A 16,081-nucleotide genomic window follows, 5' to 3' on the forward strand; every position below is an offset into this window, starting at 1 on the left:
TAGGCGTCAGCTCAACTATCGGATTCGGAACCACATTGACAACTGGTTCCAAACTGTGACCATGCGAATTGACCGCTTTCACGTGCTCTGGCGCGGCAGTCAATTCAGCGCGAAACAGTGATTACGACGCTTCAGACACTACTGCAACCACGAGCGGCCGTACCAAGCACTTGATGGCAAAGCTCCAGCCGATGTCATCCAGAACTAGACAGTGCCGCCTCAATGATATTTCCCGTTTCTACATCAAGTTCTAGTGTCGGTTTCCTTGCGTTTTCGTTTAGTCCCGCGGTAGAGCAGAATAGGCGGCCATTATAAGACCAAATTCGGCGATATGTATACTGTACTCCGGTATCGTCAGTTCTCGATTGAGCTGTCCAGGCGACCTTGCCACCGGATTTAATGGCAAGTAGATTTCGGGTCGGTTCAAGACTTGGAATATCTGTTATATCCATGTTCATTTCGGGATCGAGAACCATCACCAGCACACCGTTGACTGGCAATATATCTCTGACTCTACTGGGGAGTTGTAGTTCGGTATTTGGGCCCTCAATCCGTCCTTGATAGTCTACCTGACAATCGAATTCTGGGAAGGCGGTCACCTGATGTGCCTCATCTGTGGACTCTCTACTGTCTTCGGCCGATAGAGAGCTTTTTCCGGTGTCGTACTTCAATGTCACCGTCACGAAACACTCCGGGGGGAGCCAATCAACGCCGTCTTGATCCGTCCACGACAAGTGAAATGGCTCCAAGTGTATGCGGCCCTGAAATTCGCCTTCGCTCAACGATTCGAGACCGAGCATTGTTCCGCCTGCAATCATTTCACCCCGGAGTTCGTGACGTGTCATTGTGGGGCTTGAAATGTCACCGTTCCCCTGTGGCTGAGATGTGATTTCGATGTCAACTTGGTACCATGCACCCACATTTTGGCCACGCACAGGCAGTAAATCTGAATGTATCTCGATGTTTATCGCCTCACCAGCCCCTGAGAACTTGCAAAAACCATCTTGTGTGGTCCTCTCAAACACCGAAACTCCCCTAAATGTTACAAGAGACATTGTCTGTACTATACGTAGATTAGGATTTAAATCTTTTAGAATTAAAATTTTGCTGACAGTTTGCGTTTAGTTGAATACTCGGCTGTCGAGCTCATTATAACAGTCGACAAGACGATACGGTTGTATTCAAAGCGACAGAATGTCTATAAACGCCGTACTAACCGAACCACGACTTATTGGACAAGTCCCTACGCTGGGGAACACTCTTCACCTGTTGAGTGTAATACGCTTGTATGTCGGATACGGATACAGTCAATGGTGGCGGCGACAAGACCAACATCAATATTCGGTTGACTGAGGCGTTTCTAGAAGACATTGACGCAACGTGGAAGGACGAAGGCTACAACAGCCGCAGTGAATTCATCAGGGACGCGCTACGGGATGCTGTCAAGCATCCGGATCTGTCCCGCGAATCGTGGAAGGAAATAGCCGCCGTCGAACACGCGCGACGCACAGGCGAGAGTGAGGCGTTCTCCCGCAACGAGATTCTCGGCGACGATGAGTGACGAGTGGACTTGGCAATTTCGCAAGCCTGTGAAGCGAACAGTATTCTCAGATTCCTGTTGAGATGACTTCTCCTGTTTCCGGGTCAAGCTCGACGATAATACTTCTACCGCCGTCAGCTGGAGACATCTTCGAAAACAGATGATCGTCGACAAGCCAGTGAATTCGGTGGACAAATTGCGTATTCTTCTCAGTGACGGCTCGGCCGCACCATGCCACTTCACCACTGGGACCAATTGCAAAGAGGTTTCGCCCATTTTCGCATTCACAGGTAGGATCGTCAACACCGGCTTCGTCCGTATCAAGTACAACTAATGCAGTTTGATTATACATGATGCAATTGTGGATCGAATGTGGGAAGCGTTGCTCTACCGCAGTTCCAGATATCCGACCTTGGTAGTACGCCTGGAGATCGTCACTGAGTTCAATTGCATCACCTGAGTCATATCTAATTTGTAATTTGCTATAGCTGTCCTTAGGCTTCCAGTCCACGCCTGTCTGAAAAACTCCTGCTGGGTCGTGTCCAAACGGTTCGAGTGAAAAAGCTCCAACAACCCCATCTTGACCAGTTAACCGCAAAAATCCACCCTCGGAGTGTAATTCAGCGCTACATTCATGTACAGCAGTATTCGGTCCGACGTCGCTACTGATCCCCTGTTTATCAGAAGTGAATGAGACCTCAATGTGGTAGTTTGCTCCGGCCGAACGTCGTTTTGGCAACTGTAATTTGCTGAAATCTAGGGAGAAAAAGCTGGGCTTTCCGGTCAAATGAACGAAATCTTCAGCCGTATCTTCCTCTTCCCATGCAGTAAATGTGAATTCAACGATTGTCATTTATTTACTCAAGTACAGCCAATAATAAATCACTTATCGACCATTTTTGACAGATGCCAAGTCGGTCGCTTTTCCGGTTTTCAGATCTCAGATATCAGTCACATTGATATGGTAATTCTGTTTGAAGTTCCTCAGCATCTGACGTGGTGCTTTTGTCCGCCCTTCCATACGATCCTCCGTGGAATTGAATATCACCGTGAATAGCAGTCCAGTAAAGTGACGAATTGTGACTACTAACTCTGTCAAAGACAGTACAGTCAGGAGCATAACGGTCAGTCGGCGAAACCCTCATCTCATTACTGTTAGATATGACGACCGTTTGAGGAGAGGATGCTTTTAATATCTGCTCACTTGTGACATTGTGCTCACCACTACTTGTCCCGTGATGGCTTGCCATGAGTACATCAACGGTTCTCAGTTTTGAACCGTACTTGTTAGCAATATAGTCCTCCTCAGAGTCTCGAATATCACCAGTTGTCAATAACTCACCACCCGAATGTTGTACATGAAGAATAATAGAATGGCTGTCGTGGACCTCTGAATTGCCAGACCTCTCAACAGTATTCACCGAACCATTGGGACCAAGAACCTCAACCGTAGCCTCACCAAGCGAGAACGTGTCTCCTTCGCGTGCGTTATAGACATCTGTGTGGCTATTTAAGTTATTATCAATTTCAGATTGCACCTCAATGGTGTTACCATTGCTATCAGTATTAGTTATACCATTGAAGTATATATTATTCACTCTTATGTTGTCGCTTTTGATGATCTCATCAACATACGAGATGTGATCAGTGTGGTTGTGACTCACAACAAGATGATCAATGACATAGTTCCCCTCAGAGTTTGTCGGAAGTCGTGAAGTCAAATCGCTTCGGTAGTGATCGTTCCAACGTGAAGAACTAACACTTGAGCCGGCATCCACGAGAAGTGCCTGACTGCGTCCTTCAGCAGGAGCTTTGATCAATGTGCTCTGTCCCTTGCCCATATCTATGGCTGTCGTTTCTAGTTGGGCGTTGTCATCTTCATCGTCCTCATCCATCTCTTCGACGATCTCAGAGGCTCTATAGACATCGAGGGCGAAGTCACCGACGGTCCTGATCCAGAGTTTCTCGCGCTCGCTGAGTCGCCAGTCCTGTTCAGTACCGGGTGCATCGTCAATCTCTTCTTCGTCGGTAAGTTCTTCGTCACTCTGTTCGTCTTCTTTCTCTCGCTCGATCGTGTCCTCAACTGTTTCGACACTGGTGGCACCGATAATCGTCGAGCCCAGTATATACAGTGCGATATGGCCATCGCCATTGGGGTTCTCTCCGATGACGACATCGTATCCCTCCGACGTTTCAGCAACTACTGCGGTAGACAAGACGTGATCGATGTCTGCTGGCGAGTTCAACGGCGAGGTTTCGTAGACGTACTCTGCTCCGTATCCGGCGACGTACTCAGCGTCCCCACGAACGGACGTGGCTCCCGCTGACAGCGTCAGCGGCACATCGATATTCCCGCTCTGGAGGAGTGCCTGTGTTTCAGTAGAGAAGTCCTTCTGATCCCACTGTCTGACGACGGTACTTGTCGGGACGGTCCGCTGGTAGCCCTGCTGGACCCCACTCGCAGAGCCTGTTGTCTCGGCGGCGACAAAGTAGACTGTGCCAGCGGCTGTGCCAGCGGCTGCGCCTGTTCCAATTGCACCGACAGCAACGACTCCCGCCGGGCTGAGGCTAATGCCACTTACTGCTGCACCGCCCGTTGTAGAGATCGTTCCACCAGCTGTGGAACCGAAAATGGTGACCGGAACAGTCGCTTTTGCAGCTGAGACACCAGCCCCGATATCGGCATCATACTCCTTGGCATCATGGTTAACGATGGCATGGTTTCCATCGTCGTCAACTACGACAATTTGGACCTTCGAAGGAGTACTGAGCCCGACTTCGTCACCGTAGGTTGTTCTAACCCCAACATAATCCTCTTCTGCCCTCGTCAGCTCATCAGATGCATATGTGTTATTCCGCCATCGGTTGCTGCTGAACGATACTGAGCTAGTAACGTATTGTCTGATCCGAATCTCTTTGATATTGTCAGCACTACCAGTTGGACGAGCAGCGACAGTAAACGTATCTCTAATAGCAGCCCCAGGCGCCAGTACCGGAATCGTGACTCCAGTGACTTCTGGACTAAGTGTTTCTGTTACTGGTTTGGAAGTATATTGGAATTCAGGTGGTGTGTTGACACGGAGTGGCTCTGGGTCAACTAGATCGTTCAGACCATCGCCGTCGGTATCTCTATCCCTTGGGTCAAGGGTTTCTGGTTGTTCACCAGTCGCATCATCTTGACGAGTCGTAGCTAATTCTTCACCGTCGTTAACACCGTCATAGTCCGTGTCAGGAGTAGTAGGATCTGCAGTATGCTTGTAATAGGAGATAGTCGTGCCGCGATACCTGACTTCCGTGTACTGGCCGATTTCTTTGCTGTCTGAGAGGCCGTCGCCGTCGGTATCGGTATCGGTCGGATCTGTTTGGATCGTCCTCCCGCTACCAATCCGTGTCTCAGCCCGCTCGACAGTATCTGGCAGTCCATCGTTGTCGCTATCCCGTTTAACGCGCACTCGGTCGACCGAAACGGTTCTACTCTCCGCCGTTACTGCCAGTTCGAGTCGGCCGTTCGTTTCGGTGCCCGACGCATTGAGCCGGTAAACATCCCGCCCGGTAATGGACGCATTGTCGAGGACACTGCCATTCGCGGTCTGGAGTGCGACCCGGCCGCTGCCGGTCGACGTGGCATTGATCTGTACGGTGAAGTTCTTGATCCCGTTAATCGATCCAAGGGTGCGCGTCACCTGACCATTCTCAGATGATTCGTTGGACGAACCATCGTCAGGAGACACAGCAGAGCCGTTGATGATTGCCGACTCTCCGAAGTATGATGGATCATCATGGTTGTCAGCAACACGATACTCAATGCCACCAGATTTGAGGGTCGTATCGACGCCAGAGATGTTGGCATACTGGTTGCCTTGGGTGTCCGTCACGGTGAGTGATATCTGGCCCTCCTTTCCCCACTCGATGCGGCCACGGAGCCAGCGGTCTTTAGGGAGCTGCGTATCTGTTTCCGCGAACACATACTTGTTAGAAGAGGGTGTCATAGAACGAGTAGCACACCAAAGAGCAGGGTGAACGCTGAGGTGGATGAGTCCAGCGACCCTGCAAGATGATCCTTCGGTAGAGTCGTTCTTCAATGTCGTGGAGACGGAAACGTTAGCGTTGTTTGAGCACCTCTCCTTCGAGTTTCTCGAAGGGTTCGACGTGTTCGCCCCGGCAAAGACGGGGCGAACACGAGACCACGAACCACCAGAGCTGATGCGTGGCTTTCTCCACTGCTACTACAAGGACATTTACGGCATTCGTCCGGTTGAGCGGGAGCTTCGGAACACGGTTGTTTGGCTGAGCTGTGGCTTCGATCGACCGCCGTCGAGAGACGCGGTCGATCGCTTTCTCACCGACCTCGAACACGTCGTCAACGAGGTCTTTGACCGACTCGTCGAGCAGGCCGCCCGACGCGGCCTGCTCGACTTGACCTACTGTATCGATTCAACCGACGTGAGGGCGATGCCCACCGATCCAGACGCGTCGAAGTGCTACGATCCAACCGACGACGAGTACTACTACGGCTACGGTTGCACGATCGTCTCGACCGGGCAAAAGATCCCGATTGCAGCCGAGTTCACCGAGAGCAAACAAGCACCGGAAGAGACGGCGATGCGCGTCACACGTGACGCGCTCGCCGTTGAGCAACCAATCTGGATGGTTGGTGACAGCGCCTACGACACGCTCGACTGGCACGACCACCTGCTGACCGCAGGGGTCGTGCCAGTCGCTCCGTACAACGCGCGAAACACTGATGACCCGAAAGACATCGAGTACAGGATCGAAGACCGCATCGAGGAACACAGTGAGGGCGTCCAGCTGAAGCAATCAATCCTAGACGAGACGTACAACCGCCGTACTGGCGTCGAACGAACCAACGAATCAGTGAAGGACTGCGGCCTCGGGCGAACGCACGCCCGAGGCCGCGTCCACGCACGATCGCAGGTGTTTCTTGCTCTGTGCCTTCGCCTCGTCGTCGCTATCACCAACTACGAACGCGGAGACAATCCGGGAAGCACGATCATCACGGTGTGACAAGAGTTCTATGACACCCTCGTTAGAACCGTGTTCCCTTCTGAGTTGAATTGGACTGTCACCCTGTCCAAGATAAGCATTGTAGAAGTGGTCGGCTTCATCGGTGACACCGAATCTGAAGCCCAGATCTCGTTCTTGCCCGTATTCGACGCCGTTGAAATGGACCCAGAAATCGAACGTATCACCTGCCGACGGATACCGGTCGAGGCCGGACCTCGACTGGAGTTTGACACCAGATGCGACTTCGAGCAAGTTGCTCCCGTTCCGCGGTGTCACTTGGGGCGAGTCGGTTACTCTCACGTGATCGGACGGACCCTCGCGAAGATAATATTCGGACAAATCACCGTCTTCGAAGGTATCGATCGATTTCAGGCCGGTAGTCGACTCGTCTCCCGGACTCGTCACCTGCAGGCTGCCGTTCGTTACGCCAGCTTGGACTGCCATCCCTTGGGTCTGGGTCCACGATGAGAGATTCGCGATGGTCGTATTGGTGAAATTCTGATCAACACTCCAAGGAGAGGTTCGATTCCCGTTGAACTGTTTGACCCATTCCGTATAATCCATCGCCACGTACCGCGAGAAATGCGGCGTCTGTGTCCGTACAGTATCGTTCGCCGTATCGACAGTTGTATTCAGCGGGACATAGGTTTGGGCCGACCGGTTGTATCGGAATATCGCCAGCGTGGATTCGTTGTTCGGCACCGCCGACTCATTGTAGGAGAACGCGATGGTCGCGTTGTCGAACTCGCGTTCACTTTCGAATTCGACGACAGGTGAAACGCTTGCATTCTGTAAGGAGTCAGTGACAACCGGTCTGTCGGTAACTCCCAAAGTACTCACGCTGGACGCGACGTCGCCGGAGCCGTTGACTCGGACAGTCAAACCCAAGTCTTCGTCCGTTGTCGTTGTCGTGAACGTCTCGTTGCCGTCGCGGACACCATCGCTGTCCGAGTCCGGATTTGTCGGATCGGTACCCAGTGTGATCTCTTCGCCATCGGGTAAGCCGTCGTCGTCGGTGTCCGGATTCGACGCGTTCGTTCCATGTTCGATTTCACGTCCATCGGTGAAGCCATCGCCGTCGGAATCAGCTAGGAACGGATTAGTCCCGGCCTCGAGTTCTTCGCCGGTAGTCAAATTATCTTGGTCTGGATTCCATTCGGAGTCTGAAACACCGTCCCCGTTTGTGTCGGAGTCGGTCGGATCAACGTCCTGAAGTCGTGATTCGACGCCATCAGGGAGTCCGTCACCGTCTGTATCGTTGCTCTGAGGGTCAGTGCCGAGTCGGTATTCGCGATATGCCGGTAACGTATCATTGTCCAGGTCTTCTGCGCCGTCGATCACCGCATCCCCGTCAGAGTCTGCTACCCTGGGGTCGGTTTTCGTGACGTTTCGCTCGTATGCATCGGGAAGTCCATCACCGTCAGTGTCGTTCGAGGCCGTCGAGCGTGTGGCGACGAGGAGCCACTGGATATCCCCGACGTCGGTTCGGTTGTCTCCCGTGTAATCGTACGCACTCCAGTTGGCACCGGCTGCTGTGGATCCCAAGTGACGAGACAGTGCGTCGACGTCAACGATATTGACAGCCCCATCGCCATTGATATCTTCGTACAGGCCGTCACCATCTGGATCAGTAGGCTGGTTATCATCGACGAGCGGGTACGGGTGAGAGTCGTTTTCCCGGGGCGGTAACTGCGCAATGGCACTCGCATTCGGCTCTGTTGAGCCATTCCAGCTGGTCGAAAGTGGCCCAGTCGCTTGGTTCCCGGCCGCTGCGGCGGGGATGTCATTGCCGGCCGTCTGCAGCGGGCCAGCCCCGGTCCCGGTCATCATTCCCGAGACCGGACCGACAGTCACTAATAGTAATACACCAAATATCGCTTGTAATTTTGTCGCCGAACTTGTCATATAAACCCCCACCAGAGGTATTGTTGTGAGCTTGAATCAGTAACCAGAATACTTAATCCTACTTATTGAGACTATACATTTAATGAGGAAGCTTGCGACAGTATTCGGCGTTTGTATAGCAGTATCCCTCTTGGCGGGAGTGGCGATGGGGGCGGGGACGACCACTGTTGAAGTCCAGCCATCGACTGAGACCGTTGCGGTTGGCAACGCAACCACTGTTGACATTGTAATCACGTCGACCACAGGCGGGGTGGGTTCACTGGATATCGAGCTTGTAAGCACCAACGAGTCGGTTGCAACAGTCTCAAACACGACTGTTGCCGGGAACCCAGAAACAGTCCAGTCCTCTGAAGAAAGCAATGGCGTTCGCATTGCGGCGACTGGAATGGATACCGCTGACAGTGGCTCGGCGTCTGTTGTCTCGGTGACGCTTACGGGCGAGGCTGTCGGGACGAGCGATGTGGAGATGACCGTTGCAGCCGTCGGTGACGAATCCGGGAACGCGTACAATGTCACCAGCGTAGGTGGTGGAACGCTGACAGTCGAGTCCGGAAATGACACAACAGCAACTCCAACGGAGACGCCAACACCAACTCCGACGGAAACACCAACAGAGACTCAGACGGAGACGCCGGCAGAGACCCAAACGGAAACACCAACAGAAAATCCTACCGAGGAGGACTCTTCCAGTTCCGGCGGTAGTAGTAATGAGGACGACGATGATAGCGATTCAAGCAGCAGTGACTCGAGCGACTCCAGCGACACAGCGACGGACACACCGACAGTAACGGAACCGACGCCCAGTGACACGCCAACAGCGACGACGACCGAAGTGACTGAACGCTCGACCGAAACGGACACCGAGGAATCAACCTCGACCCAGACCAGCAGTGGTGGGCCAGCAATCACTCCGAACGTGACGGACACACCGTCTCAGGCCGCGGCCACAGACACTGTCGAGCCGTCGGGCGGCTCACCGACGAATCTGCTCATCGGTGGGAGTATTCTCGTTGCTGTTGTCGGTGGGATCATCATCTACCGTCGGTTGTAGAACCGATTCCAAGACACACGATACATTCTCACCTCACTGACGACTCAATTGGAGGTCGTCTGTAGCTTCCCTCTGAAGAGCGGCCGGCAACTTACTCACTGCCGATGATATCGTTCGCTTCATCGCGAGTGCGTTTCGCAGCTTCCTGAGCGTAGCCCTTGTGTGTCGTCTCGATTGACTTGTGACGGAGTACATCTTGGGCTAGTTGTGGATTTTCGCGATAGATTTCTCGTCCGAGGCCACGGCGAGCGCCGTGGGGCTTCAGGGGTTCCTCGAAGTCATACTCTGACCAGTCACAGAGGTTAGCGAGGATATCCCGAGCCGACTGGGTTGTGATTGACGGCGTCGGGTCAAGTGATTTCGCAGCGTTGTCGAGTCTGGGGAACACAGCCTCGTCCTCATCTGGGTCCCGGCGTTGTTTCCAGCGCCGGAGTGGATCAAGAGCGTCGTCGAGGATCGGCGCAGACTCACGAGTGCGATTCTTGCCGAACACCTGCATCGTGCCAGCGTCGAGATCGACGTGCCGCCACCGAAGGCCGTTGCGGTCTTGATCGTCGGAGACGGCGACGAGTTCCGCGCTGCGAGCCCCAGAATAGGCGAGGAGGAAGACAAGTGCTTGATCGCGGTAGGCTGCCGTGCGGTCGATACCCTCGCTCTCGCCGGCTTCATCGACGCGAGCAGTGGCAGTCGCACAGATGGCTTCTCGGTCGCGTGTGGTCCAGTACTGCTGGTCACTCTCTGTCTCGTCGGTCGGAAGCGGGTCTTCGGCGTGGTTGGTCTTGGCCGGGTTTGTCTGGATCAGACCCTCGTAGACAGCCCAAGTGAGGAACGAGCGCAGATAGGCGAAGTAGCGTCGTGCTGTCTCTGGGGAGATATCGTCTCGACTCTCGGCACGGGCGAGGTCACGAGCGTACTGTCGACAGACGTCGTCGTCAATCTCCTGAGAGCTGCTGATTCCGTGCTGGTCGCGACTCCATGCTGCGAATTTCCGGAGGACGCTCGCGACGTTGGTTCGATAGCGTCCGGAGTCGATATCGACGAGCCGCTTGTCGATGGCTTCTTCGAGGGGGTCATCCCCGGGAGTAGCGTCGTACTCAGGCGGAAGACGATTCATGCTTCCCGTACAGCGGCGGTGCGGGTAAAACTGGTGGTGCTTATTAGGGTAATACAAACCTAACACTGAAACTCGAAATCCGGTGTTTCAGGTCTTGTAGCGTATGTTGTGTGGGTTTTCGGTTGTTTGTAAACTATATGGCGCTATATGATTTTCCGATTGGGGAAAGTTGAGACTACAGCGGGTGTAGCGGGCCTGTAATGCATGTATTTGGACGAATTGCCGATCGAAAACAGTTCCAGATAAGCTCTCAATCACTCATTCATGTTGAATTTCTGACTGTATCGCCAGATTATGGAAACTTTCGTAAGTGTAGCCACTCAAACTCCGCATTCACCTGGATTGAGTCCCCTCTCTACCCAATTCCAGTCTCCTTCTTCAGCAGTGTCAGCGTATTATCTGCCGTCACCATCGGTGAGTGTTCATACTCACCAGTTAATTCGACCTGCACGAGCAGATCCACCGCTCGCCAAATCGAGTATAGTAGACACGCGAACGCGAAGTAGAAAAATCGCAGTCCGAAATGCTTCGATGTGGTAGCGGCCATGAACCGCTTGATTGACCGATAGCCGCTCTCGATCTCCCAGCGATAGCCGTACTCGGTGAGAAAACTACCCCCATGATTCGACATGAACACCGAGTACTGCCGGTGATCATTATGCTCGGAGTCGTCTTTGCGTCGGTAGATCAGCGTCGTCTCGTGCCACTCGTTCTTCCCGAGGTGGAGTTTCCTGTCGGTCTCGTATCGATCCTGGCCGCGCTGGAGCAGGCGTTTGGCTTGGGCTTTCTCGCTGGTCTGCATTCGTTTCGGCACCACATACGAAAGCCCTCGTTGGCTGAGCATCTCCAGAATGTGCTGGCTATCGAACTCCCGATCGATCAGTACGTTATCGACGTGAACGGCGTCTTGGGCTGAATCCAGCAGATCCTCAACGATCTCTTTCCGTGATTCGCCTCTTCGTACAGGCCGTGCATCCAATACGATTGGAACAGTGTTGCCGACTAACTGGACCGTCGCCCACTGATAGGCGTACTCGTCGGTTTTCTCCTAAATTCCGGGCAGTAGCAACCGTACGCGGCTGAGGCCCGGGCTGAGTCAGAGATGACCGAAACGAAGTCCAGCCCAGCCTCGTCGCAGTTGGCGGCTACGAGCGTGACAACGCGACCCTCGCGGCGGTCGAAGTCTACGAGCGTGTCACCGTTTTGAAGTCGGTGACGTTCATTCGTTTGATTTCCCCGGCCGGTACCCGTGGGTGCCGACGGTTCGGGTCCGGTTTGCTGGCAGCTCAACCCGCCGCAGGGGGGTGGGTAGTATACTCGTAGTTCACCGTGGTTAGCCCTTGGCCGTAACCGGTGTATTCCACGCTCTGATTGTCTCGGTAACAATCACGCTATGAGAACAGTTCTGCACCACTGCCCTCTAGCGGACGATTGTTCGACTCACGTAGCTCCTGCACCGAGACCGAGTGACTGACGCGGACTCAGTTCGGTTTCTGAAGCCTCGGTTGTAAAGTACCGACTATACTGGCCATCGCATCTGGGAACCGCTCCAATACTCAGAGTCACAATCGTACGCATGTTATATCAAGCTGCGTTGGAGTGCTTATTTCAAAAAAGGGCAGGGGTGGGCCAGAGTATAGGCTGCATCGGCCGCGAAAATCGAGGGCGTAAAATTGTAGCCTAGCCGTGTGGAAGAACAGCGGGGACTGCGGCACCGTAGTCTTGGATTACCTTGACCACGTAGTGAGCGGCGACGGTCACGTACTCGCGGACCCCGCTCGTCGAATCGGGTCGCCAAGCGCGAGAGAGGACGGCCTCGTCGGGAACGTGGTCTAGCCCAACGGTTCAGCGAGTTCTTGGTACGTTTCGAGCGTCCGGTAACTATCGACCGTAATCTCCCGATAGATGAACAGCCGAATCATTCCTAGGAATGAATCGGATGCTGGTGCCAGTCCGGGTAGCCGTCTTCGAGATGCTCCGTGTAGATGGTGACCTCGCTCACAGTCGCTCGGAGGCACACCTCATCTCGTAAGGTTTCGATGAGTTCGATTCCGGTCTTGTAAGCATGGGTCGTCCGACAGGCGCGATCAGACAGCGGGTCCATGTCTCCGACATTGATTCGCGCTTGTGTCGGCGGGTAGAACCGATCGCGGTCTCGTCTATACCAGCATCCGCTCTCGACAGAGATGCTCAGTGGAGGCTTCGCTGGCCAGCGCAGAACCACCGGATTGAAGCGATTGGTCGTGAAAGACGGCCACATACCCGACCGAGTCGATGAGTGAACCGGAACAGCCGCCAACGCCCGACCGCCTGACTGCCCTTCTCGAGGAGGGAGATGATGACCGCGAAGCTGTTCGTCACGCTGGCCCAATCCGAATCGGCGGCCGTCCTCCCCGCTGTCGACGCGCTCGCCGACCGGTTGGCCGACGAGGGGAAGTGTCCCCATTGTGGGCTCGCCTTCTCAGATGATGCCCCGCCGATGTGTCCGCGCTGCGGGGCCCCACGCTGAGAAGTTTCGGCTGCCCTCATTCCGGAATTCTTTTAGTTATTTAGGCTAGCCTAAAACACATGGTAGCTGATTCAGGCGGTCACGAGGCACCGACGCGCAGAGAGTACGTAAAGTACGGTGGCGCAACGTGGCTCGACTCGGACCTTGACGGGGAGCGCGGCGGGACGCCCGTCGACGGCCTGTGGCTGGCCGGCCCGACCGCTGGCGTCGAAAGCCAGATCGCCGTCGCCGTCGGCCACGGGGCCCGCGTCGGGCTGGATGTCGTAGCCGACTACTGCCGCGTCGAAGAGGGACTGTGGGGGCCCGCTGCCGACCACACCGACTGGGTGGTCCAAGAGGGTCGCTACGCCGGCGACGACTGGCTCGAACGTAGCGCCGGGTACACCACCGAGTCGGCTTACGACGAGCTGGACGAAGAGTTCGTCCAGCGTAAAGCTCGCGATTTCGCAAAACAACAGCAGGACCAGCAGATCAACGAGCCCGAAGTCGAACGCCGCACAGAACGAGCTCATCGGCGACTTCTCGATCACGTCGACGATGAACTCATCCGTGACTATGTATCTGATCCCGACGCCCCAGAGGTGACCGGATAGATGGCGACCGAAACCTCATCCGATCCGGAGACGACCGGCTGGCGAGAGCAGTGGTCCGGCTGGTTCGACGGCTCGCTGTTCACCCTCATCGTTGGCAGTCTCGCCGTCGTCATCGGCGGCGGCCTCGTCCAAGTGAGCTTCGGTTCGTTCTCGATGAGTATCCTCGATGCCTGGCAGGCCGTCTTCAACCCGAACGTCATTTTCAACGCACAGGCCTGGGAGGCGTTCCTGCTCGGCGCGGAGGTACCCGAGATGAACAAGCGCAGTTTCATCGTCTGGAACATCCGCCTGCCGCGCGTGTTCGTTGGCGCGCTGGTTGGGATGAACCTCGCCGTTTCTGGCGCCATCTTCCAAGCGGTCACCCGGAACGAGCTCGCTAGCCCGTTCATCCTCGGCGTCTCCTCCGGTGCCGGCCTGATGGTCCTGCTGACGCTGGTCGTGTTCCGGGGTCTGGCGGCCTTCCTCCCGATTATCGCCTCCATTGGTGGTGCGATCGCGTTCCTGATCGTCTACGCCATCGCCTGGAAGAACGGTACCTCACCGGTCCGGCTCGTGCTGGCGGGCGTCATCGTCGGGACGGTGTTCGGCTCGGTACAGACGGCGCTGTTCTTCTTCGCCGACGATATCGGTGTCGTCCAGTCTGCTATCGCGTGGACCACCGGGTCTCTCACGGGGACCGACTGGGAGCAGGTGCGGATGGCACTCCCTTGGACCATCGTGGCGATGGGACTCGCGCTGATCAGCTCCCGACAGCTGAACATGCTTCTGCTCGGTGAAAAGACGGCCAGTTCGCTCGGAATGAGCGTCGAGAGGGTTCGCTTCGCGCTCTCGGGTGTCGCCGTCTTGGCGGCGGCTGCGAGCATTGCCGTCGCGGGTATCGTCGGCTTCGTCGGCCTGATCGTCCCGCACATGGTGCGCAACATCGTCGGCAGCGACTACAAGAAACTCGTCATCGGGTGCGTGTTCGCTGGCCCGGCGCTGATGGTCGCCGCCGACGTCGGCGCCCGGCTCGCGCTCAATCCCGTCCAGATCCCCGTCGGTATCGTCACGGGGCTGGTCGGCGGCCCGTACTTCCTCTACCTGATGCGCAAGCAGGACGAGATGGGTGAGATCTGATGGCACAAGAGCAAATGACCGATCAACGGACGAACGGAAGTAGTACAGCGAGTACAGACACTGAACGGCCGACAGCAAGAGCGATGGCAGTCTCGACGGTGAGGGCCTCGTGCTCTCGTACCCCAGCAGCGACGGCCCGATCATCCACGGCGAGTCGATAACGGTCACGTCCGGTTCGGTGACGGCTCTCGTCGGCCCGAACGGGTCGGGGAAGAGCACCCTCCTGAAGGGACTGGCCGACCAGCTCGCGCCCGACGCCGGTTCGGTTCTTGTGGATGGGCGGGCGATTCAGTCGTTCGACAAGAAGGAGCTCGCCCGGACGATGGGGCTCTCTCCCAAGAGAGTACCTCGCCGAACAACATCACCGTCAAGGACCTCGTCTATTATGCCCGCTACCCCCACCGCGGGTTCTTCGAGAGTACGACCGAGGAAGACGAGCGGGCCGTCGGCCGCCCATCGAGCTGGCCGGCTGTGGGCATCTGCGCGACCGAGAGGTCGGGAGTCTCAGCGGCGGGCAGAAGCAAGTCGCGTGGATCGCGATGGTTCTCACCAAAGACACCGACGTCCCTCTTCTCGACGAGCCGACGACGTTCCTCGACCTCCACCACCAGCTGGAGGTGATGGAGATCATCGAGACGCTCCGCATGGAGAGCGACATCACCGTCGTTGTCGTCCTGCACGACATCCAGCAGGCGGCCCGGCTCGCCGACGAGATGGTCGCGCTCAAGCAGGGCGCGATTCGGACGCGTGGGACGCCCGAGGAGGTCGTCTCCGAGGAGTTGCTCGCGGAGGAGTTCGAGATCGACGCCGAGGTCGACCTGACGCCGCGCGGGCCCCGTATCGAACCACTCCGGCCTCGCCACGACGATGACGAGCGGGAGCGGCCGACCGAACGTGTCTCCTAGGTTGACGGCGGGGTAGGCTGATAGCCGCCGGCGACGAGTTCGAGACCGAACTGGACGCCTACCACGAACAGGTCGAGCGCCCGCTGTGGCGACTCTTCCGCGCCTATACCCCGATCACGCCCTGTGGCTCACGGTCGGCTTGGTCACGAGCGTGCTCGCCTACGGGACGGTACTCGTGACTCCCATCGTGCTCGGAACGACCATCGACGCGGTGTTTACCCAGGAGAGCGCGTACGTGCTCCCGCTCGTGTCCGATGCGTAGCTACCGACCGTACGCGCAGTTCTGGCTCTCGACGGCCGTTGTCGCCGCTGCGCTGTTGGGC

The 16,081-nt window shown here is 55.9% G+C and carries 12 protein-coding genes and 4 pseudogenes; 9 read left to right on the plus strand and 7 right to left on the minus strand.

Features of this window, described 5'->3' with window-relative positions:
• Positions 1-7: 7 nt before the first annotated feature.
• A pseudogene (locus tag Har1129_RS05680) lies at positions 8-208 on the plus strand (IS6 family transposase); the annotation flags it as partial.
• On the opposite strand, the gene Har1129_RS05685 reads toward Har1129_RS05680, so the two are convergent.
• A complete protein-coding gene (locus Har1129_RS05685; protein WP_151099781.1) occupies positions 195-1,055 on the minus strand; it encodes a hypothetical protein in 861 nt (286 codons plus the stop codon). The pseudogene Har1129_RS05680 and the gene Har1129_RS05685 sit on opposite strands and share 14 nt — an antisense overlap.
• Positions 1,056-1,288: 233 nt before the next feature.
• Here Har1129_RS05685 and Har1129_RS05690 point away from each other — a divergent pair, with 233 nt between their 5' ends.
• Positions 1,289-1,561, plus strand: coding sequence for a ribbon-helix-helix domain-containing protein (locus Har1129_RS05690; protein WP_151099782.1), 273 nt, complete (start codon positions 1,289-1,291; stop codon positions 1,559-1,561).
• A 46-nt stretch (positions 1,562-1,607) separates the two neighbouring features.
• Here the strand turns inward: Har1129_RS05690 and Har1129_RS05695 are convergent, their stop codons facing one another.
• Positions 1,608-2,393 carry a hypothetical protein gene (locus tag Har1129_RS05695; RefSeq protein ID WP_151099783.1) on the minus strand — a complete coding sequence of 262 codons (786 nt, stop codon included), beginning with the start codon at positions 2,391-2,393 and terminating at the stop codon, positions 1,608-1,610.
• A gap of 94 nt (positions 2,394-2,487) precedes the next feature.
• The gene (locus Har1129_RS05700; protein WP_151099784.1) at positions 2,488-5,529 is read right to left on the minus strand and encodes a ComEC/Rec2 family competence protein; all 3,042 of its coding nucleotides are present in this window, start codon (positions 5,527-5,529) and stop codon (positions 2,488-2,490) included.
• A 43-nt stretch (positions 5,530-5,572) separates the two neighbouring features.
• Here Har1129_RS05700 and Har1129_RS05705 point away from each other — a divergent pair, with 43 nt between their 5' ends.
• Positions 5,573-6,565: a transposase gene (locus Har1129_RS05705; protein WP_151098964.1), complete on the plus strand. Its 993-nt coding sequence runs from the start codon at positions 5,573-5,575 to the stop codon at positions 6,563-6,565.
• A gap of 960 nt (positions 6,566-7,525) precedes the next feature.
• Here the strand turns inward: Har1129_RS05705 and Har1129_RS20920 are convergent.
• Positions 7,526-8,470, minus strand: a pseudogene (locus Har1129_RS20920) (dockerin type I domain-containing protein); the annotation flags it as partial.
• A gap of 145 nt (positions 8,471-8,615) precedes the next feature.
• Between Har1129_RS20920 and Har1129_RS05710 the strand changes: the two are divergent.
• Positions 8,616-9,521 carry a hypothetical protein gene (locus tag Har1129_RS05710; protein ID WP_151099785.1) on the plus strand — a complete coding sequence of 302 codons (906 nt, stop codon included), beginning with the start codon at positions 8,616-8,618 and terminating at the stop codon, positions 9,519-9,521.
• 91 nt (positions 9,522-9,612) lie between these two features.
• Here the strand turns inward: Har1129_RS05710 and Har1129_RS05715 are convergent, their stop codons facing one another.
• The 3 genes and pseudogenes from Har1129_RS05715 to Har1129_RS20465 all read right to left on the minus strand — a co-directional run bounded on the left by Har1129_RS05715 (position 9,613) and on the right by Har1129_RS20465 (position 12,739).
• Positions 9,613-10,635 (minus strand): tyrosine-type recombinase/integrase, encoded by a 1,023-nt coding sequence (locus tag Har1129_RS05715; RefSeq protein ID WP_151099786.1) that lies wholly within the window; start codon positions 10,633-10,635, stop codon positions 9,613-9,615.
• Between the two features lie 355 nt (positions 10,636-10,990).
• A pseudogene (locus Har1129_RS05720) lies at positions 10,991-11,683 on the minus strand (transposase); the annotation flags it as partial.
• A gap of 876 nt (positions 11,684-12,559) precedes the next feature.
• Positions 12,560-12,739 (minus strand): hypothetical protein, encoded by a 180-nt coding sequence (locus Har1129_RS20465; RefSeq protein ID WP_191906244.1) that lies wholly within the window; start codon positions 12,737-12,739, stop codon positions 12,560-12,562.
• Between the two features lie 234 nt (positions 12,740-12,973).
• Here Har1129_RS20465 and Har1129_RS20470 point away from each other — a divergent pair, with 234 nt between their 5' ends.
• The 5 genes and pseudogenes from Har1129_RS20470 (at position 12,974) to Har1129_RS20925 (ending at position 16,020) form a co-directional block, all read left to right on the plus strand.
• Entirely contained in the window at positions 12,974-13,144 is a 171-nt protein-coding gene (locus tag Har1129_RS20470; RefSeq protein WP_191906829.1) for a hypothetical protein, read from the plus strand.
• A 59-nt stretch (positions 13,145-13,203) separates the two neighbouring features.
• Positions 13,204-13,737, plus strand: coding sequence for a hypothetical protein (locus Har1129_RS05730; RefSeq protein WP_151099787.1), 534 nt, complete (start codon positions 13,204-13,206; stop codon positions 13,735-13,737).
• Positions 13,738-14,853: an iron ABC transporter permease gene (locus tag Har1129_RS05735; protein ID WP_151099788.1), complete on the plus strand. Its 1,116-nt coding sequence runs from the start codon at positions 13,738-13,740 to the stop codon at positions 14,851-14,853.
• Positions 14,854-14,944: 91 nt separating this feature from the next.
• Positions 14,945-15,758, plus strand: a pseudogene (locus Har1129_RS05740) (ABC transporter ATP-binding protein); the annotation flags it as partial.
• Positions 15,759-15,843: 85 nt separating this feature from the next.
• On the plus strand, positions 15,844-16,020 hold the full coding sequence (locus Har1129_RS20925; RefSeq protein ID WP_225307769.1) for a hypothetical protein: 177 nt from the start codon (positions 15,844-15,846) through the stop codon (positions 16,018-16,020).
• The last annotated feature ends 61 nt before the right edge of the window (positions 16,021-16,081 follow it).

The sequence above is a fragment of the Haloarcula sp. CBA1129 genome (assembly GCF_008729015.1).
Lineage (GTDB): Archaea > Halobacteriota > Halobacteria > Halobacteriales > Haloarculaceae > Haloarcula.

Bases quoted from the DNA above. Each gene is read 5' to 3' on its own strand.
- Har1129_RS05685 (WP_151099781.1), bottom strand. From the start codon at position 1,055: ATGTCTCTTGTAACATTTAGGGGAGTTTCGGTGTTTGAGAGGACCACA.
- Har1129_RS05690 (WP_151099782.1), top strand. From the start codon at position 1,289: ATGTCGGATACGGATACAGTCAATGGTGGCGGCGACAAGACCAACATC.
- Har1129_RS05695 (WP_151099783.1), bottom strand. From the start codon at position 2,393: ATGACAATCGTTGAATTCACATTTACTGCATGGGAAGAGGAAGATACG.
- Har1129_RS05700 (WP_151099784.1), bottom strand. From the start codon at position 5,529: ATGACACCCTCTTCTAACAAGTATGTGTTCGCGGAAACAGATACGCAG.
- Har1129_RS05705 (WP_151098964.1), top strand. From the start codon at position 5,573: ATGAGTCCAGCGACCCTGCAAGATGATCCTTCGGTAGAGTCGTTCTTC.
- Har1129_RS05710 (WP_151099785.1), top strand. From the start codon at position 8,616: ATGGGGGCGGGGACGACCACTGTTGAAGTCCAGCCATCGACTGAGACC.
- Har1129_RS05715 (WP_151099786.1), bottom strand. From the start codon at position 10,635: ATGAATCGTCTTCCGCCTGAGTACGACGCTACTCCCGGGGATGACCCC.
- Har1129_RS20465 (WP_191906244.1), bottom strand. From the start codon at position 12,739: ATGGACCCGCTGTCTGATCGCGCCTGTCGGACGACCCATGCTTACAAG.
- Har1129_RS20470 (WP_191906829.1), top strand. From the start codon at position 12,974: ATGACCGCGAAGCTGTTCGTCACGCTGGCCCAATCCGAATCGGCGGCC.
- Har1129_RS05730 (WP_151099787.1), top strand. From the start codon at position 13,204: ATGGTAGCTGATTCAGGCGGTCACGAGGCACCGACGCGCAGAGAGTAC.
- Har1129_RS05735 (WP_151099788.1), top strand. From the start codon at position 13,738: ATGGCGACCGAAACCTCATCCGATCCGGAGACGACCGGCTGGCGAGAG.